Genomic DNA, 26605 nt, shown 5'->3' with positions numbered 1-26605 from the left:
CGTTGGAGTTGAGTGGAATAGACTCAACTCTGGTTGTGTCGTTCGTACTGGAGGTGGTGTCGCCGGGCGGCGGCGTCACCGCCCGCCACGCTGCCGATGCCGGCCCGTGCCCACGGCCGGCGGACCGTATTGGGAGCCCATGAACGCCGAACGTCTCACCACGAAGAGCCGCGAAGTCATCACCGGCGCCGTCGCGACGGCGAACCAGCGCGGCCACGCCACCGTCGAACCGTGGCACCTGCTGCTGTCCCTGCTGGACACCGGCGGGTCCACCGCCGCCGGGCTGCTGCGGGCGGTCGGGGCGAATCCGGCCGACATCCGGCGGGCCGCCGCCCGGGCCGTGGAGAACCAGCCGGCCGCCCGGGGATCCAGTGTCGCCGAGCCGAGCCTGTCCCGCGAGTTCGTCAACGCGATCGGCGCGGCCGAGCAGATCGCCCGGCCGCTGGGCGACGAGTACACCTCGACCGAGCACCTGCTGGCCGGGCTGGCCCGGGTCGGCGGCGCGGTCGCGAACACCCTCAAGCAGGCCGGCGCCACCGAGGAGAACCTGGTCGCCGCCTTCCCGGCGGTACGCGGCGGCGACCGCCGGGTCACCACCGCCGACCCCGAGCAGACCTACCAGGCGCTGGAGAAGTACGGCGTCGACCTGACCGCGAGCGCCCGGGACGGCAAGATCGACCCGGTGATCGGCCGGGACGCCGAGATCCGCCGGGTGGTCCAGGTGCTCTCCCGGCGTACCAAGAACAACCCGGTGCTGATCGGCGAGCCCGGCGTCGGCAAGACCGCGATCGTCGAGGGGCTGGCCCAGCGGATCGTCGCCGGTGACGTCCCCGAGTCGCTCCGGGACAAGAAGCTGGTCTCGCTCGACCTCGGCGCGATGGTCGCCGGTGCACAGTACCGGGGGCAGTTCGAGGAGCGGCTCAAGTCGGTGCTGGAGGAGATCAAGAACTCCGACGGCCAGGTCATCACGTTCCTCGACGAGCTGCACACCGTGGTCGGCGCCGGCCGGGGCGAGGGCTCGATGGACGCCGGCAACATGCTCAAGCCGATGCTGGCCCGGGGCGAGCTGCGGATGGTCGGCGCGACCACCCTCGACGAGTACCGCGAGCACATCGAGAAGGATCCGGCGCTGGAGCGGCGCTTCCAGCCGGTGCTGGTCGGCGAGCCGACCATCGAGGACACCATCGGCATCCTGCGCGGGCTCAAGGAGCGCTACGAGGTACACCACGGCGTACGCATCACCGACGCCGCGCTGGTCGCCGCCGCCAGCCTCTCCGACCGGTACATCACCGAACGGTTCCTGCCGGACAAGGCGATCGACCTGGTCGACGAGTCCGCCTCCCGGCTCCGGATGGAGATCGACTCCCGGCCCACCGAGGTGGACGAGATCGAGCGGGCGGTACGCCGGCTGGAGATCGAGGAGATGGCGCTGGCCAAGGAGCCCGACCCGGCCTCGGCCGAGCGGCTGATGCGGCTCCGCAAGGAGCTGGCCGACAAGCGCGAGCAGCTCACCGCGCTCAGCGAGCGGTGGCGGCTGGAGAAGGAGCACATCACCCGGATCTCCACCGCCAAGGAGGAGCTGGAGCGGCTCGGCGGCGAGGCCGAGCGGGCCGAGCGGGACGGCGAGCTGGAACGCGCCGCCGAGCTGCGCTACGGCCGGATCCCGGAGCTGAAGGCCGCGCTGACCCGGGCCGAGGGCGAACTCGCCGGGTTGCAGGCCGACGGGGCGATGCTCAAGGAGGAGGTCGGCGCCGACGACATCGCCGCGGTGGTCGCCTCCTGGACCGGCATCCCGGCCGGCCGGCTGATGGAGGGCGAGACCGCCAAGCTGCTCCGGATGGAGTCGTCGCTCGGCGCCCGGGTGGTCGGCCAGGCCGAGGCGGTCGCCGCGGTCTCCGACGCGGTACGCCGGGCCCGCGCCGGGGTCGCCGACCCGGACCGGCCCACCGGCAGCTTCCTCTTCCTCGGCCCCACCGGTGTCGGCAAGACCGAGCTGGGCAAGGCGCTCGCCGAGTTCCTCTTCGACGACGAGCGGGCCATGGTCCGGATCGACATGAGCGAGTACGCCGAGAAGCACTCGGTGGCCCGGCTCGTCGGCGCCCCGCCCGGCTACGTCGGGTACGAGGAGGGCGGGCAGCTCACCGAGGCGGTGCGCCGCCGGCCGTACTCGGTGATCCTGCTCGACGAGGTGGAGAAGGCGCATCCGGACGTCTTCGACGTACTGCTCCAGGTGCTCGACGACGGCCGGCTCACCGACGGCCAGGGGCGTACGGTCGACTTCCGCAACGCCATCCTGATCCTCACCTCCAACCTCGGCACGGCGGTCGTCTCCGACCTGACCCTCGGCGAGGAGGAACGCCGGGAGGCGGTGCTGGCGGTGGTCCGCTCGCACTTCAAGCCGGAGTTCCTCAACCGGCTCGACGACATCGTGGTCTTCGCCTCGCTCACCGGGCAGGAGCTGCGCGGGATCGTGGACATCCAGCTCGACCGGCTGCGGCGGCGGCTCGCCGACCGGCGGCTGGGCCTGGACGTCACCGACGCGGCCCGGAGTTGGCTGGCCGAGCACGGGTACGACCCGATCTACGGTGCCCGGCCGCTGCGCCGGCTGGTGCAGTCGGCGATCGGGGACCGGCTGGCCAGGGCGCTGCTGGCCGGCGAGGTGCGGGACGGCGACACCGTCCGGGTCGACCTGGCGGACACCAAGGAGTCGCTGACCGTCGTCCGGGTCTGAGGACATCTCCGGCGGGGCCGGCCCGATCCCATGGCGGATCGGACCGGCCCCGCCGTCCGTCGGCGAGCCCGAGCGTCCCGGCGCCCTGCCGGCGAGCGCTCCGAGCCGGGCCGGGTCACCATTGGTGGCATGACCGAGTTTCCGGGACAGGTCGACGACCTGACGACGGCGGTACGCGAACTGGCCGGCGCCGACGTCGTCGCGTTCGGCGGGGTGGGCCTCGCCGGTCAGGTGCTGGTGCCGACCGAGGCGTACCGGACCGTCGAGGCGGCACTGCCCGGCCGGGCCGAGGAGATCCGTCCCCGGCTGACGTGGTTGCTGGCGAACGGCTCGGCCGCCGGCAAGGCGTACGCGGCGACGCTGCTCGACCGGCTGGACCCGGCGGCCGCCCGGACAGCCTGGCGGGGACTGCTCGGTGACCCGGCCGAGCTGACCACCTTCAGCGGCTGCCTGATGGACCAGACCACCCTGGGCGAGTACGCCGCCGCCCGGCTCGACCAGGACTGACGGCGGTCCGGCCGGCTCCACACCGCACCGGCGGCGGTTCACGCCCGGCCGACGGGACCGATACCGATACGGTGGTCCGGAATCTGGGATTTTCGATCCGGGAACACTCGACCCGCACACACCGATCCCGGGACCCCGAGCCGGGGACCCGAGCCAGGAAAGGAGAGCCGTGTCGGAACCAGCCAATCCCGCGCCGACCGCGAGGCCGCGCCCGGGCACCGTCACCAACGCCAGCTATCTGCTCTATCTGGCGGCCGCCCTGATCGCCGTCTCGGCGGCGGTCAGCCTCGCCACGCTCGGCACCGTCTCGACCGTCTTCCGTGAGGAGTACGCCGGCACCTCCGCCGAGGGCACCGAGGGCTTCGCCGTCGGCGCCACCGTGTTCAGCGCCGTGCTGCAACTGCTGATCGCCGTCGGCCTGGTGGTGCTGGCTCTGCTGAACAACCAGGGCCGCAATGGCGCCCGGATCGCCACCTGGGTGGTCGCCGGGATCGGAGTCTGCTGCACCGGGTTCGGTGCCGCTGGCACGGCGCTCTCCGGGATGGGCACCGGCGGCGGCTCCACAGGGGACCTTCCGGACGCGGCCGAGATCCAGCGCCGGCTCGAGGCGGAGTTGCCCTCGTGGAGCGGGCCGCTCACGCTGGTCTGCTCGATCGTCGCACTGCTGGCGCTGATCGCCGCGATCATCCTGCTCGCGCTGCCCGCGTCGAACGAGTTCTTCCGCAAGCAGCCGGCCGGCTGGGAGCCGCCGGTGCCGGGCGCGGCGTACCCGGGCCAACCGCCCTACCCGGGCCAGGGGCCGACCTCCGGCACCGATCCCGGGTACCCGCAGTATCCGCCGGCCGGCCCGCCGTCGAATCCGCCGGGCAACCCGCCGACGAACCCGCCTCCCAACCCGCCGGCGAGCTGAACTCCCGCACCACGGATCCCCCGGTCGGCACCGGCCGCCGGGGGATCCGGCACGTCCGGCGGCCGGCGGTGACCGGGTGTGCGGCGGGTGCGGCAAGCGGCGTCCGGGCGCGCCGCCGGAGCCTGTCCCCGCCCCGTGACGGTCTTTTCCGATTCGGGCCGCTCCGCTACGTTGTGGGAGCGGTACCGCTGCTGCGGTAGGCCCCGCAGGTGCGGCCACACGGTGCGCCCCGCGTCGCGGTCCGCCTCGACCAGTGCCCGGTTCCGCCGTACGCCAGCGAAGTCGTCGAGGTGAGGAAGCCAGTGGCAGAAGCCGTTCCCCCGTCGGGCGCCGGCTCCGACGCCGGTCAGCGCCCCGGGGTGGGCCGGAGCGGAAGCCGCCGCGCCCTGATCACCGGCGCCACGGCCGGGATCGGCGCGGCGTTCGCCCGACGGCTCGCCGCTGACGGGTACGACCTGCTGCTGGTGGCCCGGGACGGCGAACGGCTCGCGGAGTCCGCCGCCGAGCTGACCGGCCGGCACGGCAACACGGTCGACGTCCTCTCCGCCGACCTGGCCACCGACCAGGGGTGCGGCTCGGTCGAGGAGCGGCTCTCCGACGCGTCGGCGCCGGTCGACATGCTCGTCAACAGCGCCGGGATCAGTCTCAATCGGTCCTTCCTGCACTCGACCGTCTCCGACGAGTCCCGGCTGCTCCGGCTGAACGTGCACGCCGTACTCCGGCTGACCCTCGCCGCCCTGCCCGGGATGGCCGAGCGGCGCCACGGGGCAGTGATAAATGTCTCTTCCGTCGCGGGCTTCGGGCCGGTCATGCCCGGGTCGACGTACCCGGCCAGCAAGGCGTGGGTGACCAACTTCAGCGAGTCGGTGGCCCAGTCGGTCCGGCCGATGGGCGTACGGGTGATGGCGCTCTGCCCCGGCTACACCCGTACCGAGTTCCACGACCGGGCCGGCATCAACATGTCGAAGACCCCGGACTGGATGTGGCTGCGCGCCGACGACGTGGTGCGGGACGCCCTTCGTGACCTGGATCGGGACCGCATGGTGAGCGTCCCGGACTGGCGGTACAAGGTGGCGGTCTTCGGCCTGCGGCACGCGCCGGGCCGGATCTGGCGGGCGGTGGCCAAGGATGCCCGGGGCCGGACCGGTCGCGGAGAGTTGTGATCCGGCTGCACGACGCGGTACCGGCGCTCCTACGCCCGCGATGACGGCGGCGTACGTAGGCAAGATTCAGTGCGGAGAGTAGCCGATTTTCCGGCCCATCGGCCACCGTCAGACCGACGCGAACGGCCGTCCTGCCGGGTCGGCCATTCGGCTCTCACCTTGGCGCAGTACCCTTACCGGCCATGGGGGACCACGACGACCTGCGTAAATTCATCACTGACCTTGCCGTCGTGCACGGTCGGGTGGTGCTGTCCTCTGGTCGTGAGGCGGACTGGTACGTCGATCTGCGGCGCGTGACCCTGCATCACGCGGCGGCACCGTTGGTCGGCCGGATCATGCTCAGCCTCACGGCGGACTGGGATTACGACGCGGTTGGCGGCCTGACGTTGGGTGCGGACCCGATCGCCGTCTCGATGCTGCACGCCGCCTCGGCGACGTCGCGTCGACTCGACGCTTTCGTGGTGCGCAAGGCCGGCAAGACGCACGGGTTGCAGCGCCGGATCGAGGGTCCGGAGGTGAGTGGTCGCCGGGTGTTGGCGGTGGAGGACACCTCCACCACGGGAAGCAGCGTGCTGACCGCAGTGGAGGCGTTACGGGAGGCCGGAGCCGAGGTCGTGGGCGTGGCGGTTATTGTTGATCGTGGTGCGGGCGACGCCGTACGAGCCGCCGGATTGCCATACCGGGCAGCCTATACGTTGGCTGACCTCGGCCTAGTGGCCTAAAAGTTTGCCGATTCGGATCTGCTGATATGCAGGCGGGTCGATGCTGCTGGTGGAAGGATGGAATACGTGGGAACTGCGTTGGCCGAAATGACTATGCCTCAGATCTCGCCGCTTGCCGGCGAGCCGATCGAGCGCGCCGACGCTGAGCGGCTGGCGGGGGTCCTCAAGGCCCTTGCCGACCCCGCTCGGCTTCGACTGCTCAGCCTGATCCAGTCGGCACCGGAGGGCGAAGCGTGCGTGTGTGACCTCACCGCGCCGCTTGGTCTCTCCCAGCCGACGGTCAGCCACCACCTCCGTATCCTCACCGAAGCCGGCTTGCTGGAGCGGGAGAAGCGGGGCGTGTGGGCTTACTACCGCCTGGTGCCGACGGCGATCGCCACGATCGCCGATCTGCTGACCCCGCCGCGTAAGCGGGCCACGAAGAAGGCCCGCTGAATCAGTGGCCGGCCCGTCTGGCGTCCGCCCTGTGCAGGACGGCGCCAGACGGTCCAACCGCTGCTGACGCGGTGGGGTGGGGCGGGCTTCCGGCGTGAACTATCTCCAGGGAGACCTGCGGGATCAGCTCGCGTACGTCGGGCAGGACGTCGTCCGGACCGGTCTCGTGGTCGGTTCCGGCGGCAACCTGTCCGCCCGGTTGCCCGACGGCGATTCCTGCTGGGTGACCGCTGGTGGCACCTGGCTGGACCGGCTTGACCGTCCATCCTTCGTCCGAGTGCGCATCTCGGATGGTTCCGTCCTTACGGACTATCCGGCTCACTCAGACGTTTCGCTCCGCTCTGGAGATCTGGCCGCCGACGGTGGCCCGGCACAGCCGAGCCGGCCCGCCGGACAGGTATTCCAGGACGGTGCCGCCCTCCCGGACGGTACGACGCTGCCCGTGCCCCGGAGCCCGGACACCACAGCCTCGGTCGCCGGTGCTGCCTCCGCGTCCTCCGGTGTGCCCGCTTCCGGCGCCGGTGCTATCCGGACGCGGCATTCCGCGCTCCCGCACGCCCAGGGCGCGGGCGGCCCGTCGAGCGCGGAGACCGCGGACGGCCCGACGAGACCGGCGGCCGCGCCGACCAGCGAGGTCGAGCTGCACCTCGCCACCTATCGGGCCCGGCCGGACGTCAACGCGATCGTGCACCTGCACCCGCAGACCGTGCTGCTGCTCGACGCCCTCGGCGAAGAGGTCCGGCTGGTCACCACCGACCACGGCTTCTATCTGCGCCGGGTCACCCGGGTGCCGTTCCGGCTGCCCGGCACCACCGAACTGGCCGAGTTGGCCGCCGACGCGACCCGGGACGGCACCAACTGTCTGGTGTTGAGCCGGCACGGCTGCTCGGTGCTGGCCGACAGCGTGGAGCTGGCGCACAAGCGGGCCGCCAACCTTGAGGAGGCGGCCCGGCTGACGTACCGGGCGCTCGCCGCCGGGCGGCTGGCCGAGCTGCCGGAGCTGCCCGCCGAGTTCCTGGCCCGGATCGAGGGCGGCGCCACCACCGTCTGAGCTGAGTCCGGGCTCTGGATCGGGGTGACGCGCGCGGTGTGTCGCCAGCCGCGCCGCTGCCGGCAGTCGTCGGCGGACTGCTGCCGGCTCCGCCGCTCCCGCTGACTAGTAGCCCTGGCGGTGCCGCTGCGCCTCCTGGGCCGCGTGCTCCAGCTCGGCCCGCTCGGCCGCAGTGGTGCCGCGCCGGGCAGCCATCCGGGCCCGGAGCAGCTCGATGATGATCGGGATCACCGAGACGAAGACGATGGCGATCAGGATCAGCTCGATGTTCGTCTTGACGAACGGGATCTGGCCGAGAAAGAAGCCGAGCACCGTGACCCCGGTGCCCCAGAGGATGCCGCCGATCACGTTGTAGACCACGAACGTGCGGTAGCGCATCCCGCTGACCCCGGCGACGATCGGGGTGAAGGTACGGACGATCGGCACGAACCGGGCAAGTACCACCGATCGGGCGCCGTACTTCTCGAAGAACTCATGCGCCTTGATCAGGTTCTCCTGCTTGAACAGCCGCGAGTTGGGGCGGCGGAACAGCGCGGGACCGACCTTCTTGCCGAACGCGTACCCGACCTGGTCGCCGGCGATCGCCGCGATCGTGATCAGCAGGCAGACCAGCCACAGCGGGTAGGTGATGTATTCACCGTCGGCGGTCAGCAGGCCGGCGGTGAACAGCAGCGAGTCGCCGGGCAGGAAGAAGCCGATCAGCAGTCCGGACTCGGCGAAGACGATGGTCAGGATGCCGAGCAGCCCGAAGGTGGAGATCAACCACTCCGGATCCAGCCAATCCGGACCCAGGGCCAGCGTGGTGGTGGGCGTCGGCACGAGGAGACCTCCGGAACTCTCGGCATGGCGCGGTGAGGGGCCGCCAGCATGGTGGCGGGTACCACAGCAGTCTAGGCGGACCTTCCCGGCAGCCGCCGCGCGATGCCGCCCGCCGGCCGTACCCGGACCGGACGTCGACGGCGGTTTCTGGACGAGCGCCCTGGTCGGCGCCGGAATGACCCGGGCCGCCGACCAGGGCGGGGACCGCCCTAGAGTCGGGGATCGACCGGTTCCGACTCGCAGGCGAGGATCGCGAAGACCAATTCGTGCCGCCGCCACAGCGGGGCGCCGTCGGCCAGCCGGTCCAGCGCGGCCAGGCCCAACCCGTGCTCGCGCAGGGCCAGCCCGCGCTTGCGGCCCAGCGACCGCTGCCGGAGCACGGCCAACTGGTCCGGTTCGGCGTACTCCGGGCCGTAGATGATCCGCAGGTACTCCCGGCCGCGGCACTTCAGGCCCGGCTGGAGCAGCCGGCCCTCGGTGTCCCGGGCACCGAGCCCGGCGTACGGCTTCACTACCATCCCCTCGCCGCCGGTCCCGGTCAGCTCCAGCCACCAGTCCGTCGCCGCCTTCTCCGCAGCGGAGTCCCCGAGGTCCACCACCCGGCGCCGGGTCGGGGTGAACAGCTCCGGATCGGCGCTGTGCAGCCGGTCGGCCAGGGCCAGGTGCCAGCCGTGGTCCTGGCCGGCGTGCGAGACGCCCTCGCTGGCGAGTACCGCGAACGGCGCCAGGGTCACCCCGGCGAGGCCGTCGGTCGGCCGCACGTAGCTCCGGTACGCCTCGGTGTAGCGGTCGAGGTCGGTCGCGCGGCGGGCCATCCGGTCCCGCAGGCCGGCGACCGGCAGGTCCCGGCCGGCCGCCCGGTCCAGCGCGTCCAGCACGGCCGGCAGCGCGGCCCGGCCCGCCGCGCCGACCGGGGCGTACTGCTCCCGGATCAGCGCGCCGGCCTTGGCCGACCAGGGCAGCAGTTCACAGTCGAGCAACAGCCAGTCGGTGTCGAGTTCGGCCCACAGCCCGGCACCGCCGACGGCGGCGCGTACCCGGGCCAGCAGCGCCCGGTCGAGCGTGCCGCCGAAGAACGGCCGCCCGGTGCGGGTGTAGACCACCCCGTCGCCCGAGCCGAACCGGGCCGGGCCGGACCGGCCTGTGCCCGCTGGTGCCGCCGGGTCGACCTCGTCCCGGCAGACCAGCACCACCGCCCGGGACCCCATGTGCTTCTCCTCGCAGACCACCCGGTCGACCCCGGCCCGCCGGTAGTCCTCGAACGCCTGCGCGGGATGCTCCAGGAAGCCCTGCACGGTCGAGGTGGAGCAGGGCGCCATGGTCGGCGGCAGCCAGGGCAGCCAGCGCGGGTCGACGGCGAACCGGCTCATCACCTCCAGCGCCGCGGCGGCGTTCTCGGCCGGTACGGTCACCGTGCCGTAGCCGTAGTCGAGGTGCCGGCGCCCGGTGACGTCCCGCAGGTCCAGCCCGAGGTCGTCCCGCTCGCCGGCGCCGGTGCTGCCGGACGAGGCGGCCGCGGCCCCCGACGGCAGCGCAGCCGGTGTCGGGGTCAGCGGCCGGACCGGCGGGTAGTACTCCTTCGCCGCCGGTACCGAGACGAGTTCCCGGCTCGGGTAGCGCAGCGCGGTCAACGTGCCGCCGAAGACGCAGCCGGTGTCGATGCAGATGGTGTTGTTGACCCACTCGGGAGCCGGGGTGGGGGTGTGGCCGTAGACGACCATGGCCGAGCCGCGGTAGTCCCGGGCCCACGGGTAGCGCACCGGCAGGCCGTACTCGTCGGTCTCGCCGGTGGTCTCGCCGAAGAGCGCGAACGCCCGGACCCGGCCGGACGCCCGACCGTGGTATTCGGCCTTGAGTCCGGCGTGCGCGACCACCAGCCGGCCGCCGTCCAGCACGTAGTGGCTGACCAGGCCGTCGACGAACGCGGCGATCTCGGCGACGAACCCGGGTTCCTCGCCGTCGAGCTGGGCCAGCGTCTCGGCCAGGCCGTGCGACACCGTGACGTTGCGGCCACGCAGCTTGCGCAGCAGCTTCTGCTCGTGGTTGCCGGGCACGCAGAGCGCGGTGCCGGCACCGACCATCCCCATCACCAGCCGGAGTACGCCGGGCGAGTCCGGCCCGCGGTCGACGAGGTCACCCACGAAGATCGCGGTACGACCCTCCGGGTGCGTCGCGTTCACCGGCCGCCCGGTCCCGTCGCGGTGCAGCGTCCAGCCGAGCCGGAGCAGCAGCGCCTCCAGCTCGGCCCGGCAGCCGTGCACGTCGCCGATGATGTCGAACGGTCCGGTCAGCTCCCGGCGGTCGTTGAACAGCTTCTCGTAGCGGATCTCGGCGGCCTCGATCTCCTCGACGCCGCGCAGCACGTGCACCTTGCGGAAGCCCTCCCGCTCCAGCCGCCCGACACTGCGCCTTAGGTCCCGCTGCATCCGGCCGAGCACCTGCCGGCCGAACGTCCGGTCCGGGCGGGCCTGCGTACGCTCCCAGCAGAGCGGCTCGGGCACGTCCAGCACGATCGCCACCGGCAGTACGTCGTGTTCCCGGGCGACGGTGACCAGCCCGGCCCGGGCGTGCTGCTGGAGGTTGGTGGCGTCCACCACGGTCAGCCGGCCGGCGCGCAGCCGCTTTCCGGCGACGTGGTGCAGGACCTCGAACGCGTCGCCGGAGGCGGACTGGTCGTTCTCGTCGTCGGCCACCATCGCCCGGAAGGTGTCCGAGGAGAGCACCTGGGTCGGCGCGAAGTGCCGGCGGGCGAAGGTCGACTTGCCCGAACCGGAGACGCCGACCAGAGCCACCAGGGCCAGTTCGGGAATGTCCAGCGTGCTCATCGGTCTTCTCCTCCGTCACCGCCGGTGCTGTCACCGGTCGTACTCCTGGTGGTCGTGCGGCCGGTGCCGGCCGGTGGCGGTGCCGTGCCGGGCGGGCAGGTCGGTGTCCCTCCCGACGGCGCGGTGCGGGCGAAGACCGCGAGCTGGGTCGGGCTGCCCACCTCGGGGTCGTCGGCGCCGACGCCGCTGATCGTGACCGCGTAGCCGTATCCGGCGCCGACCGCACCGGCCCAGTCCGCGAACTCGGCCCGGGTCCACTCGAACCGGTGGTCGGTGTGCCGGAACCCACCGGCGGCCAGCCCCGGATACCGCACGTTGTACTCGACGTTCGGGGTCGTCACGACCACCGTCTCCGGCCGGGCGTGCCCGAAGACGGCCGCCTCCAGCGCCGGCAGGCGCGGCGGGTCGAGGTGCTCGACCACCTCCATCAGCACGGCGGCGTCGTACCCGCGCAGCCGGTCGTCCCGGTAGGTCAGCGCGGACTGCCACAGCTTGATCCGGTCGCGCTGCCGGGGCGGCAGCCGGTCCAGCCGCAGCCGCCGCTCCGCCATCGCCAGCGTCCGGGACGAGACGTCGGTGCCGACGATCTCGGTGTACCGGCGATTCTTGACCAGCTCGGTCAGGAGCGCGCCGCCACCGCAGCCGAGGTCGAGCACCCGGGTGGCGCCGGAGCGGTCCAGCGCGTCGAGTACGGCGGCCCGGCGCAGCGCCGCGAGCGGCTGCCGGTCGACGGTGGCCGGCAGCCCGGCCTCCTCGTCCGCACCGCCGTCGGGCGCCTCCACGATGGTGTCCGGGTCGCCCGGCTCGTCCGCGAGCCGCTGCTCCGCCAGCCGGGCCAGCGCGGCGCCGGCCAGGGCCCGCCGGTGGGCCAGGTAGCGGCGGGTGATCAGCCCTCGGTCCGGATGCTCCGCCAGCCAGCCGGCGCCGGCCCGGAGCAGCTTGTCGATCTCGTCCGGCGCGACCCAGTAGTGCTTGGCGTCGTCCAGCACCGGCAGCAGCACGTACAGGTGGTTGAGCGCGTCGGCGAGCCGGAGCGTGCCGGTCAGGGTGAGGTCGACGTACCGGCTGTCACCCCAGTCGGGGTGGGTCGGGTCCAGCGGGATCGGGACGGCGTTCACCGTCCAGCCCAGCGGGGCGAAGAGGCTGCCGGCCAGCTCGGCCCCGCCCCGGCAGCGCAGCGCCGGCACCCGCAGCTCCAGCGGGATCGGGGTGGCGGCCAGCTCGGGCCGGTCCTTCGAGGTCCCGCGCAGCGCCGACCGGAACACGGTGGACAGTGCCGAGGAGAGCAGGCTGGAGGCGGCGTACCCGCGGTCGTTGACGTACTGGCCGAGGGTGAAGCCGTCCGGCGTCGGGTTGCCACCCCGGCCGGCCTTGCCCCGCCGCGCCCGGCCGCCGTGCAGCGCCAGCGGGTCGATGTCGAGCAGCAGGGCGGCGGTGCAGCGTGCGGTGCCGGCCTCCGGGTACACCACGTACGCCGTACCTGTGGGCATCTCGAAGGTGTGCACCCGGTCGGGGTGCTTCACGAGCAGGTAGCCCAGGTCGGTGGCTGGCTGGTGGGTGGTGGTCACGGTGATCAACACGTCGACCATGCTGACAGTTCACCGACCGCCCGTCGCGTCGATTACCACGGCGGCACGGCCACCGGATCTCGCCCTACGCGCCGCCGGGTGTCCCGAGTGGTGGATCCGGCCGAACGGCTGAGTTCCAAGTCAGGCAATCTTCCCGTCTCACGCTTCCGTCTATAGAGGAGGAGAGGCCCGGAGGTGTCCGTGACGTACGAGGAGTTCGCCGACTCCAGACTCACCGCGCTGCTGCGCTACGCGGTGATGCTGACCGGCGATCCCCATCTCGCCCAGGATCTCGTGCAGGAGACGATGGTGCGGGTCCAGCTCAATTGGCGTCGGGTGGCCCGGGCCGACGCGCCCGAACGGTACGTACGCCGGATGCTGACCAACCAGTACCTCGACTGGCAGCGCGGCTCCTGGGTACGGCGGGTGCTGCTGCGCGCGGAGCCCGACGAGGCGGTGGCCGTACGCCCCGACCACGCCGAGAGCACGGTGGACCGGGACCAGGTGTGGAGCTGGCTGTCCCGGCTGCCGCGCCGGCAGCGGGCCGCACTGGTGCTCCGCTACTACGAGGACCTGCCGGACGCCGAGATCGCCGAGGTGCTCGGCTGCGCGGTCGGGACCGTCCGGTCGGCCATCTCGCGCGCCCTCGCCACCCTACGTGCCGAATTCGTGGAGGCCTGAGAATGAGCGACGACGACATCCGGGTGTTCGACGGCTCGCCGGGGTCGGACGAGTCGGGTGCCGGCCCGGACCCACGGCGGGTCGAGCAGGAGTTGCGGGCGGCGTTCGCCCGGTACGAGTCGCTGACCCCGGAGCCCGGGCCGCTGCGGGCGGCGATCGACCGTCGGGTGGTACGCCGACGCCGCCGGCGGCGCGCCGCCCAGATGGCCGGGGTCGCCCTCGCCATGCTCGGCGTGCTCGCGGTGCCGCCGTTCGGCCGTACCGTGGGGGTGTCGCCGGTGCCGGAGGTCGCCCCGCCGCCGCTCGCGGCCCGGCCGACCGGCCCGGCCGAGCCGCTGAACTTCCTCGTCCTCGGCGTCGACGGCGGTGACGGCCGGAGCAACGGCCACCGCGCGGACACCGTGCTGCTGGTGCACGTGCCGGCGGACCGGAACCGGCTCTATCTCGTCTCGATGCCCCGGGACCTCGGCGTCGAGGTGCCCGGGCACGGATTCGGAAAGCTCAGTGCCGCGTTCTACCTCGGCAGTCACCGGCCGGGGAGCCGGCCCGACCTGGCGGCCGGCGCCGCGCTGACCGAGCGGACGGTCAGCGCGCTGACCGGGATCCGGTTCGACGCGACCGCGACGCTGACCTACGCCGGGCTGCGCCAGCTCACCGACGCGGTCGGCGGGGTCCGGGTGTGCCTGCCGCAGCAGGTGCGGTCCCACCACACCGCCCGGGTCTTCCCGGCCGGCTGCCAGCAGCTCGACGGCGCCGCCGCGCAGGACCTGCTCCGCCAGCGGTACCGGCTGGACCAGGGGGCGCACGACCGGGACCGGAACGGGCAGCGGTTCGCCGAGGCGCTGCTGCACGAGGTCACCGATCCGGCTGACGGGCTCAACCCGGTCCGGGTCGCGGAGATCGTCCGGGCGCTCGGCCGGGACCTCACCCTCGACCTCGACGGGATGACCCCGCAGGAACTGTTCGGCACGCTGCGGACGGTGGCCGCGGCGGACGCGGTGGGGATCGGCTGGACGTACCACCCGGACCGCGGGCCGGTGGGCGAGGTCGAGAGCCTGGACCCGGCCCAGAGCCGCAGCCTGTTCGACGCGTTCCGTCGGGACGCCCTGGCCGAATGGATCGGCAAGCACCCGGAACGGGTCACCCCCTGAACCTTGCACCGATCCGATCCGACCTGACCCGACCTGTCCGGTTCCTGTCGCGCGCTGTTCACCTCCGCGTCATGTCGTTCCCGCCCTGGTCGTCGGGGTTGGCCCGTACACTCGCCGGGTCCGTGGGGCGGTGCGTGGGACGGAGCCGAGATGACGCCTGACGATGCCGGGGCAGGCCGCCACTCGCCGGGCCGGATCGTCATGCTGGTCGACAACGGCGTCAACGGGGACTCCCGGGTGCAGAAGCAGGCCCGGTCGGCGGCGGACGCCGGCTGGGAGGTGATCCTGCTCGGCCGTTCGCCGACCGGGGTGCCGCAGCGCTGGCAGCTCGGCCGGGCGCAGGTCCGGCTGCTGCCGATGCCGGAGCCGCTGTTCCGCAAGCGTCACCAGTACCGGCGCGCCTGGCTGCGCTGGCCGCTCGGCTACCCGCCGAACGGGATCGCCGAATACCGGGCCCAGCAGGTGGCCGCCTGGCGGGCGGACCTGCGGTTCCGGGACGCCCAGCTCGAACTGGCCGCCCGGGCGGGGCGGCGGGACCGCGCGGCGGAACTCTGGCTCCGGCTCCGGCTGGTGCTGGCCGCCCTGGCCGGCCGCTGGGTCTGGGTCCGGACGAAGATGCACAACCGGGGCCTCTACGGCCGTCGCTACCGCAACCCGTGGGATCGTGCGTACACGCTGTTCTGGCAGTTGACCATGGGCGACGGGGCCTGGCGCCGGCTCGAACCGGGGCTCTGGGACTACGAGCTGGCGTACGGGCCGGTGGTCGACGAGCTGGCGCCGGACCTGATCCACGCCAACGACTTCCGGATGCTCGGGGTGGGTGCCCGGGCCAAGACCAGGGCGCAGGCCGCCGGCCGGCCGGTCAAGCTGGTCTGGGACGCCCACGAGTTCCTGCCGGGCATCCGGCCGTGGCAGCCGCACATCCGCTGGCTACCCGCCATGCGGGCGCACGAGCGCGAGTACGCCCCGTACGCCGACGCCGTGGTCACCGTCTCCGACGCGCTCGCCGACCTGCTCCGCGCCGAGCACCACCTCGACGAGCAGCCGGCGGTGGTGCTGAACGCGCCCGCCGCCGAACACGCCCCGGACGGGGCGGACGGTGCCGTTCCGGACCTGCGGCAGCGCTGCGGGATCGGGCCCGACGTTCCGCTGGTGGTCTACAGCGGCAGCGCCGCCGAGCAGCGTGGCCTGCGCACCATGGTCGACGCCCTTCCCGAGCTGCCCGGGGTGCACACCGCGCTGGTGGTGAACCCCGACCTCCAGTACGTGCGCAAGCTCGTCGCGCGCGCCCACCGGATCGGTGTCGCCGACCGGGTGCACGTGCTGCCGTACGTCGAGCACTGGCAGGTGGTGCCGTTCCTGTCCGGCGCGGACGTCGGGGCGATCCCGATTCACCACTGGCCCAACCACGAGATCGCGCTGATCACCAAGTTCTTCGAGTACGCGCACGCCCGGCTGCCGCTGGTGGTCAGCGACGTGAAGACGATGGCGGAGACGGTCCGGTCGACCGGGCAGGGCGAGGTCTTCCGGGCCCGGGACGTCGCCGACTACGCCCGGGCGGTCCGGGCGGTACTGGCGGACCGGGAGCGGTACCTGGCCGGGTACGACCGGCCGGGGCTGCTGGAAGGCTGGACCTGGGCGGCCCAGGCCGAGATCCTGACCGGGATCTACCGGCGGCTGCTCGCCGGGGCGGGCGGGGGGACGGAAATCCCCAGCCCACCCTCGGGGGTCCCGGACAGTCCGGCAGAGTTACCGGTGCCGGCGGCTCAGCGGTAGTCGTCGTCCGGGGTGCCGACGACCCGGGCCTGCTCCAGGGCGTCCCACTCGTCGACCTCCAGCCCGCGCTGGACGTCCGGCTGGTCCTCGGTGTTCGGGTCCGCGACGGTCGCCTGCTCCACGGCGTCCGCGGCCGGCGCCTCCGGGTCGCGCTCATCCGGGGTCAGGTGGTCGCCGGGAGCGAAGTCCTCGTCGGGCTGGCCCATGTCTACTCCTGCCGATTGGTGCCGCTGGTTCCACCGTACGGGCTGATCGGGTGGTCCGTACCCGGAGCACCGTGCCCGGTCCCGGAGCGGACTAAACCGCCCGTCCGGCTCCGGAACGCGTGCCACGATGAGGCGGTGGGCTTCCTGATCAGGCTGGTGATCGGTGCGTTGGCGCTGTGGATCACCAGCCTGGTGGTGCCCGGTATCGAGCTGACCGGGCGGTCTGCCGGAGAGAACGCGCTGACCGTACTCGTCGTGGCGTTCATCTTCGGGGTGGTCAACGCGGTGCTCAAGCCGATCATCCACGTCGTCGGCTGCGTTTTCTACGTGCTGACCCTGGGACTCTTCGCGCTTGTCGTCAACGCGCTGCTCTTTCTGCTCACGGACTGGATCGCGCACGTGTTCGACCTGCCGTTCGACATCGACGGCTTCTGGCCGGCCTTCTACGGGGCGATCGTGATGGCGGTGGTGAGCTGGCTGATCGGTGTCGCGTGGCCGGGCCGGTCCGAACGCTGAGCCGGGGCCGGGTGGGTTGAATTGGCGCGAGCGGACTACGGGATACTTCGGGGCGGAGGACAGCGCGGTCCGGGCGCACCCATCGAGTCTTTTCCCACCTGAACCGCGCGGCGCCCGCGCATCGACCCTCACCCGCGACCACCGGCCGCGAGGGGAGGTGGGAAGAGGTCATCCAGACAGCGGCCGAGCAGGCCGAGAGCGGTTAGTAAGGAGCGTTTCACATGCCCATCGCTTCCCCCGAGGTCTACGCCGAGATGCTGGACCGCGCCAAGGCGGGCCGGTATGCGTACCCGGCGATCAACGTGACGTCCTCGCAGACCCTGAACGCGGCGCTGCGCGGCTTCGCCGACGCGGAGAGCGACGGCATCATCCAGGTCTCCACCGGCGGCGCGGAATACCTCTCCGGCCCGACGGTGAAGAACATGGTGACCGGCGCGGTGGCCTTCGCCGCGTACGCCCGCGAGGTGGCCAAGAACTACCCGGTCAACATCGCACTGCACACCGACCACTGCCCGAAGGACAAGCTCGACAAGTTCGTCCGCCCGCTGATGGCGATCTCCAAGGAGCGGGTGGCCCGGGGCGAGGAGCCGCTGTTCCAGTCGCACATGTGGGACGGCTCCGCCGTACCGGTCGGGGAGAACCTGGAGATCGCGGCGCAGTTGCTCGACGAGGCGGCGGCCGGGCACATCGTGCTGGAGATCGAGGTCGGCGTGGTCGGCGGCGAGGAGGACGGCGTCGAGAACGCGATCAACGAGAAGCTCTACACCACCGTCGAGGACGGCATCGCCATGGTCGACGCGCTCGGCCTCGGCGAGAAGGGCCGCTACATGGCGGCGCTGACCTTCGGCAACGTGCACGGCGTCTACAAGCCCGGCAACGTCAAGCTCCGCCCGGAGATTCTCAACGAGATCCAGCAGGCGGTCGGCGCCAAGTACAACAAGGGCGACAAGCCGCTCAGCCTGGTCTTCCACGGCGGCTCCGGCTCGCTGCTGGAGGAGATCCGCGAGGCGCTCGACTACGGCGTGGTGAAGATGAACATCGACACCGACACGCAGTACACCTTCACCCGGCCGGTGGCGGACCACATGTTCCGCAACTACGACGGCGTACTCAAGGTCGACGGCGAGGTCGGCAACAAGAAGATGTACGACCCGCGGGTCTGGGGCAAGGCGGCCGAGGCGGGCATGGCGCAGCGGGTCGTCGAGGCGTGCGAGCACCTGCGCTCGACCGGTACGACGCTGGCCAAGTAGTTCCGGCAGTCCACCCCGGCGGCGGGTGGGCCCACGGTCGCCGATCCCGGCACCGGGCAGGCCCACCCGCCCCGGGCGGGTCGCCCCCGTTACGGTGTGGCGGTGAGCAGCCGGACCGCCTCGTGCACGTCGTCGGTGATGTGCACCGAGCGGGCCAGGTCACCGGCGGGCGCGAGGGCCAGCAGCGGGCGCAGCAGCGCCTCGATCGGCAGGGTCCGGGTCCAGAACGCGCTGTCCAGGAAGACGTACGGCCCGCTGTCGCCGTCGGTGCCGTAGAACGTCTTGGTGGCCGCCTGGAACACCTCCTGCACGGTGCCGGCCCGACCGGCGGCGAAGACGATCCCGCCCCGGGCCAGCCGGAGGATGGTGTCCTCCCGGATCGCGTTGGAGAAATACTTGGCGATCCGGCCGGCGAAGAGGTTCGCCGGCTCGTGCCCGTACAGCCAGGTGGGGATGGCGAGCCCACCGCGCCGGGCCCAGCCGTCCGGATCGGCGCCCCGGTTGCCGTTGCCGTTGCGGGGTTGCGGTACCGCCGGCGCGAACCGGGCCCGCACCTGGAGTGCGGCGGCCGTGTAGGGGTCGTGGTCGGTGAAGTCCGGCGCGGTGGCCAGCAGGTCGATCGCCGAGCTGAGGTCGGCCGCCGGGCGTTCGGAGAGGTAGGCGCCCAGGTTCGCCGCCTCCATCACCCCCGGGCCGCCGCCGGTCACCACCAGCCGGCCGGCCCGGGCGAGTTCCCAGCCGAGCGTCGCGGCCAGCCGGTACGCCGAGGTGCCGCGCGGCACCGCGTGCCCGCCCATCACCCCGACCACGGAACCCGGGCCGTGCCGGGCCAGCCAGGCGCGGGTGGCGTCGGCCAGCGCGTTGTCGACGGCGTGGTCGTGCAGCCGCTGGGCCAGTGCCTCCCGCAGCTCCGGCAGCGCACCGCCATGGCCGCGGAAGTGCTCGTAGACCACGGTGTCGTACATCCCGGCGAAGCCGCCGGTGTCGAACCCGGCGGCCAGCTCGTCCGGGGTGTAGAGCCGGGACGGGTGCGTCGGGTACGGCAGCGCCGCGAAGTCGGGTACCACGGTCGCGCCGCGCCGGACCAGCTCCGCCTCCACCTCCCGGGAGACGAACCGGCACCCCGCGAAGAGGGTGCCGGTCAGGTCGACCGCGGTCAGATCCGGCACCGGATCGAGATCCAGCCGGAGACCCTGCACGGTCAGCCCGGCGAGGCTGCCGGTCCGGAGGTGGAGATCCAGTTCCGCGCGTGACTCGATCTCGTCGGCGGTGTCGTCGTGCGGTTCGAGCACGTCGGCGGGGGGTGGGGTGGGCACCCTGCCATCTTGCCCCGACCCGGCAACCGGCCCACGCCGGACCCAAGGTGGGCTTATGGCGGGCTCATGGCGGCCGAAACGGTAAGCCGGGCACAGGGCGGCCGGAAACCGGCGAGAGCCCGGCGACACCAGGTCGCCGGGCTCTCTGTTACCGGGTCCTGGGGAGGCTCCGGATCTCTATTTGTAGTCCAGTGCCGCCCGAACCGCACCGGCCGCACGCGTGACGGATCCCTCAGCCGTTCAGTCATCCCACGTGACACACCCCGCTCGCCGAAGCCGGTGACGGCCGGGTTGAATGGTCCGATGCAGAACCTCTTGCCCGAACCGCCGGCCACCCTGCTTCCCGCAGACGACGCCGCCGAGGCGGCACTCGACGCCGCGCGGGCGGCGGACACCGACGAGGCGTACGCCTCGGCCGCCGCGCAGCACCCGACGTTCAGCGCCGCCTGGGCGGCCCTGGCCGCGCGGGCGCTCGGCACCGGCCAGGTCGTCGCCGCCTACGCGTACGCGCGCACCGGCTACCACCGGGGCCTGGACCAGCTCCGCCGCAACGGCTGGAAGGGTCACGGTCCGGTGCCGTGGAGCCACGTGCCGAACCAGGGCTTCCTGCGCTGCCTGCACGTGCTGTCCCGGGCGGCCGGCGAGATCGGCGAGTCCGACGAGGCGGCCCGCTGCGCGCAGTTCCTCCGCGACTGCGACCCGGCGGCCGGCGACGCCCTCTCCGGCACCTGACGCCGAGCCTGGTTCGGCGACCCGCCAACCGGATCATTGCCCCGCCCGGCGCTGGTCACATGCGCCCTTGCCGTCCCACCGCTGAGGGGCTTCCGACCGGCTAGCCCGGACGGTGGGCGCTCCGGAGCGGCTACGACCAGCCGTCGAGCCGGAAGGCGTCACCGGCCCGATGGGCGGCCACCGCCGTGCGGCTGTGGCTGTAGGTGTTGCTCGGCAGCAGCTCTGCCGGCGTCCATTGGATCTTGGCGCACTTGTGCGGTTCGGCGTTGACCGGCTCGTCGTGCCGTTCGGGGTCGTACGCGGCGGCGAAGACAAGACCGATCCGGCCCTGTCCGCCGGGGCTGCGGTGATGCACGGTCACCGCCAGGCGTACCTCCGCCGGATCGAGGTGCACCCCGATCTCCTCCCGCGCCTCCCGGATGATGGCACTGCGGGCGTCCTCGCCGGCCTCCAACTTGCCGCTGGGCAGGTTCCACTGCCCGTCCGCGTACCCGGTCCCGTCGCGGAGCGCGAGCAGCACATGATCGCCGTGGGTGAGGATGAGCAGTACGTCGACCGGATGAGTCGGTGTCGCCATCCGTCGACGGTAGGCGTGCGGGCCCGGCCGAACCGAGCGGCTCGCCGTGTCATAACTCTGGTGGCTGCGGAGGCGGCTGGCAGATGGTACGACTCGACTGGCGGCGCTGCGCGACGTCCGCACACTTGCGGAGTCTGCGAAAATCCAGTGACGTGCCGATCACGATCCGGATTGGCGGTGCCACCGATGACCACGCCGGAACAGGTGGCCGAGGCGCAGCGGGACCTCGGCCGGCAACTCGCCGCCTGGCGTAAGGCCGCCGGGCTGACCCAGGCCGGCTTCGGCCCGCGGATCGGCTACTCGCGGAGCGCCGTCGCGAACATAGAGACGGGCCGGGAACAGGCACCACAGAGCTTCTGGGAAGCTGCCGACCGGGGCCTGTCGGCCGGCGGGGCGCTGCTGGCGGGCTATCGGCAGGTGGCGGAGTTGGAGCGGCGATACAAGACGGGTCTCGCCCGGGCCCGCGAACGGCAACGTACGGCCAGGATGGCCGGTTTGTTGCCGCCGACCGACGAGCAGCCAGGCAACGCTGCGAGCATTCCGGCATCGGGATCGGGAAGGATGTCGCTACCGATGCCCGACGCCTTCGTCTGTGAGCCGTCCGAGGCAGGCATGATCGACGGTGAAACCGTTACTCTGACGGTCGTGTCGGACGGACCTGCACGGGCATTCAGGGTCAGCCGTCGCGCCCTGTTGGAGCTGACAGCCGGTGCCGTCACGACCTCGGCGTCGGCCGTCCTCGGCGTCGCCGTGCCACGAACGGTCGACCCGGCCGTGGTCAGCCACTTCGCGGCGCTGCGCGCACTTCTCGTACGGGCTGACAACCGACTCGGCGGACTGAGCATCTTGTCGACGGTGCAGCAACAGATCGCAATCATTGCGGAGTTGCGCAGGAAAGCCCGGGGAGGACTGCGTGATCAACTGCTGAGTACGGAGGCGAGCTGGTACGAGTTCGGTGGCTGGCTCAACGACGACCTCGGGAATCGGGAGGCGGGAGCCCGCCTGCTGGATCGTGCGGTGAGCATGGCGCAGGAGGCTGACGACCGGGAACTCTGCGCGTACGTGCTGGCCCGGAAGGCGCAACGCGCGATCGGCACCGACGACGAGGACCGTGTGATCGGGCTGGGTCGGGCTGCGGCGCGTACCAGTGGCGCACCGGCGCAGGTGCGAGCGTTCGCCGCCGTCGTGTACGCCCGGGGCAACGCCATCGACGGTGACCGTCACGGCTTCCAGGCCGCTCTCCATCAGGCCCGTTGCCTTGTCGAGCAAGGCAGCACCGACGGCGATGCGTTCGGCTCCTTCTGCACCTCCGCGTACCTCTCGGCGAACGAGGGCGAAGGCTGGTTGCGGTTGAACGATCCGCGCCGCGCCATCGCCAGCCTCACCGCGGCGATCCGTGAGTGGCCCGCCGGTTACCAACGGGAGCGTGGCCGCTACCTGGCCCGGACAGCGCACGCTTATTTGGCGGCTGCGGAACCCGACCAGGCTGCCACGGTCGGAGCTGCTGCCCTGGCACTGGCCGACAGGACCGGATCGGCCCGTATCCGCCAGGAGATCTCCGCGCTCGGAAGCCACCTGGGAGCGTTCCGCGCACGACCGGCGGTCAAGGACCTGCTCGACCAGTTGGCCGCCCGGCCGTGACCGGCCGCCGGCCTGACGACTCGCGGTCGGCGGCTGTGGACGTGCTCGTCGTGGGGCGTGCCAACGTCGACCTCACGGTACGGATACCCCACCGCCCGACGCCCGGTCGTACGGCATTCGGCTCGCCGGTGCTGACCACCGCTGGCGGCAAGGGGCTCAACCAGGCGGTTGCCGCCGCTCGCGCGGGCGCCCGGGTCGCCCTGCTCGCGAACGCCGGCGCGGACGACTGGGGCCGTCTCCTGATCAGAACGCTCCGGCAAGCCCCCGTGGAGCTGTCCTGCTTTCAACTCCTTCCCTCAGCCCGGACCGGCGTGGCGATCGTCGAGGTCACGCCCGACGGCGAGAGCTACGTGGTGCTGGCCCTCTCTCCGGAGACCGAACTGACCGGGCAGCACGTGCGGACCGGCTTCCAGCGGGTGAGCCCGTCCGTCGTGGTGACACAACTCGACCTGCGGCCGGAGGCCGTCGACGCAGTTCTGCGGGAGCAGCGTGCCCGACTGCTCATCGGCAATCTCGTACCGCACCCCGACATCGGGCCGGCGGTCTTCGCCGGGCTCGACGTCTTCGTCGCCAACGAACATGAGGCGGCGGCGATTCTCGGTCGGCGCGACGACGATCCGGTCGTGCTGGCGCGCGAGCTACGCGCCCTGGGCCCCCGTGCGTCGGTGGTGACCGCCGGGGCACGCGGTGCCGCCTACGCCTCCGACGACGGCACGGGGTTGATCGACGCCCGACGGGTGTCCGTGGTCGACACCAGCGGTGCTGGGGACGCCTTCCTGGGTGCCCTGGCGGCGCGGCTCGCGGAAGGACATCCGCTGCCAGCGGCGGTGACCGACGCGGTGACCGCCGGAGCGATGGCGGTCCAGGTCGACGGGCCGGATCTTCGACCAGCCGAGCGGTGACGCCGGATAGTCGTACGCCGGTGTCTGCGACGCGGTCGCGGCCTCGGTCGCCAGATTGTCGGCGGCCGTGGTTGGCAGTTCCCGACAACGCCCCGGTCCGGATTGACTGCCGGTAAGCCCTCCGATCGGCAAGTCGGGCGGCGAACTGCTGGTCGGGATCGGTGCCCGCGCCCTCCGAGGCGCCGGTCCCGACCCTCGGTCCGGATGCGGCGGTCGGCGCCCGAAGAGACCCGGCCGCCGCGTCCCGTGTCCAGGACGGGAGGACGACGGTGTCCAGAAGATGGTGGCCCCGGCGGCGTGGCCCGGACGTGCGGGTGGTCGACGCGGTCGGGCCGGCGACGGCGTACCCGAACCAGCGGGGCGGTTACGCTCCCGGCGCGGCTCCGGCCGAAGCCGTCGACGCGGCTCGTGTCGAGGCACCCGGCCCGGCTCCGCTCGTCCAACCGGATCGGGTGAACCGGGTCGCCTGGAACCTGCCGGCCCGGTTCGACGGCCGACCCGTGCTCGGGTACGGGCACCGCCGCCCGCTGATCTCGCTAGCGTCCAGGCTGGTCAGAGCCCTTCGGCTACCGACGCTGCGATCTTGAGCCAGGCGTCCCGGGTCGCGGACGAGAGCTGGGCGTACCGGATCGGCTCGCCGGTGTCGATCAACCGCTCGTACGGGGCCAGCAGCACCGCCCTGGTGCGGGCGGCGAAGTGCCGCTGGATCGCCGGCAGGTCGATCTCCTTGCGGGACGGTGGCATGGAGACCACCGTCACCGCCTGGCGGACCAGCCGCTGCCGGCCGCTCTGCTCCAGGTGGTCGAGCATCCGGGCGGCCGTCTCGGCGGAGTCGTTCCGGGCCGACATGGTCACCACGAGCTGGTCGGTGGCGTCGATCGCCGCCTGCCAGTTCTGCGCCCGGACGTTGTTGCCGGTGTCCACGAAGATCAGCTTGTAGAACCGGCTGACCACCTCGCGGATCTCCGCGAAGGCGGCGGCGGTGAGCATCTCGCCGCCGGTTGCCGACTCGTCCGAGGCGAGGACGTCGAACATGCCCTCGCTCTGCGACCGAACGTACTGCGACAGGTCGCCGACCCGGCCGTGCGCCCCCTTGAACTGGTAGAGGTCGCGCAGCATGTCCCGCACCGTGCGGGAGTGGAAGTCCTGCTGGGCCCGCATTCCCAGGGTGCCCTGGGTCTCGTTGTTGTCCCAGGCCAGCACGTACCCGCCGCGCTTCTGCCCGAAGGTCATCGCCAGCAGCAGGATCGCCACCGTCTTGCCGGCACCGCCCTTGGGGTTGACGACCGTCACCTGCCGGAGCCCGCCGAAGTTCCGGCGGATCATCTCGATGTCCTGCTTGATTTCCTGCTCGTGCCGCCCCGGAGCGAGCTTCACCAGCCCCAGGGTGGTCTTGTTGACCGCGGCGCGTACCCCCATCTGCGCGACGGGGTCGGCGGGACGTACCGCGCGGCGCCGGGCGAAGTCCTCGGCGGTGGGCGTGCCGGAGTCCGGCGTCCAGAGCGGGTCGGGGTAGGCGTTCGCCGGTTGTGGCGGCACCCGTTGCACCCCGGCCGACTCGGCGTACGGCTGCTGCGGCACCTCGGTCACCCCGGGGTGCGGCGGCACCGGAGGCACCGGCGGGGGTGCCCAGCCGGACTGCGGCCCGGGTACCGGCGGGGGCGGATAGCTCGGATAGCCGGGCTGGCTCGGATAACCCGGCGGACCGGGCTGGTCCGCCGGCTGCGGCGGGTACGCCGGGTGCCCCGGAGGCGGCGGCTGCGGCGGGCCCGGTTGTGGCGGCGGCGGATAGGCCGACACCGGACGCGCCGCCGCCGAATACGGCCCCGGCGTGATGGTGGGCGGATAGGGACCGACCGGCGGGGCCGATCCGGTTGCCGGATCGGCACCGGGACCGGGGCCGGAGACCGGCTGTACCGGGACCGGCTGCGGAGCCACCGGCTGTACCGGGACCGGCTGCGGAGCCACCGGCGGTGGCGGGACCGGCTGCGGAGCCACCGGTGCCGCGCTGCCCTGCGGCGGGCCGAGTGGCCGCTGCGGTGGCTGCGCCCACGGTGACTCGGCGGGCGGCCGGCCCGGGCCGCTGTCCGGCTGGGGCCGGCTGGTGGCCGGCAGTGTTGCCCGGCCCCGGGCCGGCTCGGCGGCCCGGGCGGATTCCCGCTGCTCGGCCGGCTCGGCCTCCGGCTGCGCCACGCCGGCCTCGGCCGCGCCGTCTCCGGGGCCCTGGCTGGTCGCCGGCTGGCTCTGCTCCGGACCGGACGAGGATTGGGCCGCCCCGGTAGCCTGCCCGGAACCTCCGCCCGCCGCCCCACTGACCGGAGCCGCGCCGCTGGTCGGGGTCGTGCCGCTGGTCGGGGTCGTGCCGCTGGTCGGCGCGGACCCGTTCGTCAAAACGGCGCCGCTGGTCGAACTCGCCCCGCTGGCCGGGGCGACGCCGCTGGGCGGAACGGCCGGGTTCGCCCCGGTCGCCGGCCCGACCGTCGCCTTGCCCGCGGCCGGGCTCACCGTCGCCTTGCCGGCGGCCGGAGCGACGGACGCCTTGCCAGCGGTCGTGCTCACCGGGCTGACCGTCGCCTTGCCGGCGGTGGGGCTGACGCTCGCCTTGCCGGCGGCCCGAGGCTCGGCCGTACCGGTGCCGCCGGTGCGCTCCTCGGCAGTCGCCGACCGATCCGGGGACCCCGGCCGGGCCAGGCCGGCCGCCTCCGGGTCACCGGTGTTCTCCGGCCGGCCGGCGGTGTCGGGGCGGCGGATGTCACCGGTACCCACCGAGGCCCGGCCCTGGTTGCCCGGGGAGACCGTGGGCCAGACCCGGGTCGGTGAGTGCACCGGATTCTCCGCCGGGCCGGTGCTCGGGACCGGACCGGGCGGTGGCGCCGGCACGGGCGGTGCCGGCGGATGCACCGGTACGGCGGTCACCGGCGGGACCGGCGGCGGCTGCGGAACGGGTGGCCCAGGTGGGATAGGCACCGGGGAGAAGGTGGGCGGCACGGCCGGGACCGGCGGTATCGGGATCGCCGGTGGCGGAGCGGGAACCGCAGGTGGCGGAGTGCCCTGGTAGGGCTGGTGCGCGACAGGCTGCGGCACCCCGGCCATCGGGCCCGGCGGGGTCGCGTCCGGAGGCGGTGG

23 protein-coding genes are annotated in these 26605 nt (G+C 72.8%); 16 read left to right on the top strand and 7 right to left on the bottom strand.

Annotated features, from left to right (window positions below):
- Positions 1-139 precede the first annotated feature (139 nt).
- The 7 genes from clpB (at position 140) to AAH979_RS11500 (ending at position 7519) form a co-directional block, all read left to right on the top strand.
- On the top strand, positions 140-2731 hold the full coding sequence (gene clpB / locus AAH979_RS11530) for an ATP-dependent chaperone ClpB (RefSeq protein WP_346258068.1): 2592 nt from the start codon (positions 140-142) through the stop codon (positions 2729-2731).
- Positions 2732-2860: 129 nt separating this feature from the next.
- Positions 2861-3238: a hypothetical protein gene (locus AAH979_RS11525; protein WP_346258067.1), complete on the top strand. Its 378-nt coding sequence runs from the start codon at positions 2861-2863 to the stop codon at positions 3236-3238.
- Positions 3239-3407: 169 nt separating this feature from the next.
- Positions 3408-4148, top strand: coding sequence for a hypothetical protein (locus AAH979_RS11520; RefSeq protein WP_346258066.1), 741 nt, complete (start codon positions 3408-3410; stop codon positions 4146-4148).
- Between the two features lie 359 nt (positions 4149-4507).
- Positions 4508-5311 (top strand): SDR family oxidoreductase, encoded by an 804-nt coding sequence (locus AAH979_RS11515; RefSeq protein ID WP_346258186.1) that lies wholly within the window; start codon positions 4508-4510, stop codon positions 5309-5311.
- Positions 5312-5493: 182 nt separating this feature from the next.
- Positions 5494-6033, top strand: coding sequence for an orotate phosphoribosyltransferase (gene pyrE / locus AAH979_RS11510; protein ID WP_318398966.1), 540 nt, complete (start codon positions 5494-5496; stop codon positions 6031-6033).
- A gap of 57 nt (positions 6034-6090) precedes the next feature.
- Complete coding sequence (locus AAH979_RS11505; RefSeq protein WP_007073957.1) at positions 6091-6468, top strand: metalloregulator ArsR/SmtB family transcription factor; 378 nt, start codon at positions 6091-6093, stop codon at positions 6466-6468.
- A gap of 94 nt (positions 6469-6562) precedes the next feature.
- Positions 6563-7519, top strand: a complete 957-nt coding sequence (locus tag AAH979_RS11500) for a class II aldolase/adducin family protein (protein ID WP_346258065.1) — start codon at positions 6563-6565, stop codon at positions 7517-7519.
- Positions 7520-7624: 105 nt separating this feature from the next.
- Here AAH979_RS11500 and AAH979_RS11495 read toward each other — a convergent pair whose 3' ends face one another.
- From AAH979_RS11495 to AAH979_RS11485, 3 genes are all read right to left on the bottom strand, one after another.
- Positions 7625-8338: a VTT domain-containing protein gene (locus AAH979_RS11495; RefSeq protein WP_346258064.1), complete on the bottom strand. Its 714-nt coding sequence runs from the start codon at positions 8336-8338 to the stop codon at positions 7625-7627.
- Between the two features lie 209 nt (positions 8339-8547).
- Positions 8548-11163: a polynucleotide kinase-phosphatase gene (locus AAH979_RS11490; RefSeq protein ID WP_346258063.1), complete on the bottom strand. Its 2616-nt coding sequence runs from the start codon at positions 11161-11163 to the stop codon at positions 8548-8550.
- Complete coding sequence (locus AAH979_RS11485; RefSeq protein ID WP_346258185.1) at positions 11160-12743, bottom strand: 3' terminal RNA ribose 2'-O-methyltransferase Hen1; 1584 nt, start codon at positions 12741-12743, stop codon at positions 11160-11162. Before AAH979_RS11485 ends, AAH979_RS11490 begins: the two co-directional genes overlap by 4 nt.
- A 189-nt stretch (positions 12744-12932) precedes the next feature.
- On the opposite strand from AAH979_RS11485, the gene AAH979_RS11480 reads away from it, so the two are divergent.
- The 3 genes from AAH979_RS11480 to AAH979_RS11470 all read left to right on the top strand — a co-directional run bounded on the left by AAH979_RS11480 (position 12933) and on the right by AAH979_RS11470 (position 16339).
- On the top strand, positions 12933-13412 hold the full coding sequence (locus tag AAH979_RS11480) for a SigE family RNA polymerase sigma factor (RefSeq protein WP_346258184.1): 480 nt from the start codon (positions 12933-12935) through the stop codon (positions 13410-13412).
- A gap of 2 nt (positions 13413-13414) precedes the next feature.
- On the top strand, positions 13415-14563 hold the full coding sequence (locus AAH979_RS11475; protein WP_346258062.1) for an LCP family protein: 1149 nt from the start codon (positions 13415-13417) through the stop codon (positions 14561-14563).
- A 201-nt stretch (positions 14564-14764) separates the two neighbouring features.
- Entirely contained in the window at positions 14765-16339 is a 1575-nt protein-coding gene (locus AAH979_RS11470; RefSeq protein ID WP_346258183.1) for a glycosyltransferase family 4 protein, read from the top strand.
- Here the strand turns inward: AAH979_RS11470 and AAH979_RS11465 are convergent.
- Positions 16330-16545, bottom strand: a complete 216-nt coding sequence (locus AAH979_RS11465; RefSeq protein ID WP_346258061.1) for a hypothetical protein — start codon at positions 16543-16545, stop codon at positions 16330-16332. The genes AAH979_RS11470 and AAH979_RS11465 overlap by 10 nt on opposite strands.
- A 135-nt stretch (positions 16546-16680) precedes the next feature.
- On the opposite strand from AAH979_RS11465, the gene AAH979_RS11460 reads away from it, so the two are divergent.
- Together AAH979_RS11460 and fbaA are read left to right on the top strand one after the other, a co-directional pair.
- Complete coding sequence (locus AAH979_RS11460) at positions 16681-17061, top strand: phage holin family protein (RefSeq protein WP_346258060.1); 381 nt, start codon at positions 16681-16683, stop codon at positions 17059-17061.
- Between the two features lie 221 nt (positions 17062-17282).
- Positions 17283-18311, top strand: a complete 1029-nt coding sequence (fbaA, locus tag AAH979_RS11455; RefSeq protein WP_346258059.1) for a class II fructose-bisphosphate aldolase — start codon at positions 17283-17285, stop codon at positions 18309-18311.
- An 89-nt stretch (positions 18312-18400) separates the two neighbouring features.
- On the opposite strand, the gene AAH979_RS11450 is transcribed toward fbaA, so the two are convergent.
- Complete coding sequence (locus tag AAH979_RS11450; RefSeq protein WP_346258058.1) at positions 18401-19627, bottom strand: hypothetical protein; 1227 nt, start codon at positions 19625-19627, stop codon at positions 18401-18403.
- Between the two features lie 303 nt (positions 19628-19930).
- Here AAH979_RS11450 and AAH979_RS11445 point away from each other — a divergent pair, with 303 nt between their 5' ends.
- Entirely contained in the window at positions 19931-20359 is a 429-nt protein-coding gene (locus AAH979_RS11445) for a DUF3151 domain-containing protein (protein ID WP_346258057.1), read from the top strand.
- A gap of 130 nt (positions 20360-20489) precedes the next feature.
- On the opposite strand, the gene AAH979_RS11440 is transcribed toward AAH979_RS11445, so the two are convergent.
- Complete coding sequence (locus AAH979_RS11440) at positions 20490-20936, bottom strand: NUDIX domain-containing protein (protein WP_346258056.1); 447 nt, start codon at positions 20934-20936, stop codon at positions 20490-20492.
- A gap of 186 nt (positions 20937-21122) precedes the next feature.
- Between AAH979_RS11440 and AAH979_RS11435 the strand changes: the two genes are divergently transcribed.
- From AAH979_RS11435 to AAH979_RS11425, 3 genes are all read left to right on the top strand, one after another.
- Positions 21123-22577 carry a helix-turn-helix transcriptional regulator gene (locus AAH979_RS11435; RefSeq protein WP_346258055.1) on the top strand — a complete coding sequence of 485 codons (1455 nt, stop codon included), beginning with the start codon at positions 21123-21125 and terminating at the stop codon, positions 22575-22577.
- Positions 22578-22612: 35 nt separating this feature from the next.
- Positions 22613-23479, top strand: coding sequence for a PfkB family carbohydrate kinase (locus AAH979_RS11430; RefSeq protein WP_346258054.1), 867 nt, complete (start codon positions 22613-22615; stop codon positions 23477-23479).
- Positions 23480-23748: 269 nt separating this feature from the next.
- The gene (locus AAH979_RS11425; protein WP_346258053.1) at positions 23749-24066 is read left to right on the top strand and encodes a hypothetical protein; all 318 of its coding nucleotides are present in this window, start codon (positions 23749-23751) and stop codon (positions 24064-24066) included.
- Here AAH979_RS11425 and AAH979_RS11420 read toward each other — a convergent pair.
- A complete protein-coding gene (locus AAH979_RS11420; RefSeq protein ID WP_346258182.1) occupies positions 24032-25984 on the bottom strand; it encodes a chromosome partitioning protein in 1953 nt (650 codons plus the stop codon). The two genes, AAH979_RS11425 and AAH979_RS11420, sit on opposite strands and share 35 nt — an antisense overlap.
- Positions 25985-26605 lie beyond the last annotated feature (621 nt).

It is taken from the genome of Plantactinospora sp. ZYX-F-223, from assembly GCF_039649625.1.
GTDB lineage: Bacteria > Actinomycetota > Actinomycetes > Mycobacteriales > Micromonosporaceae > Plantactinospora.
This window is presented reverse-complemented; position numbering and strand designations above follow the sequence as displayed.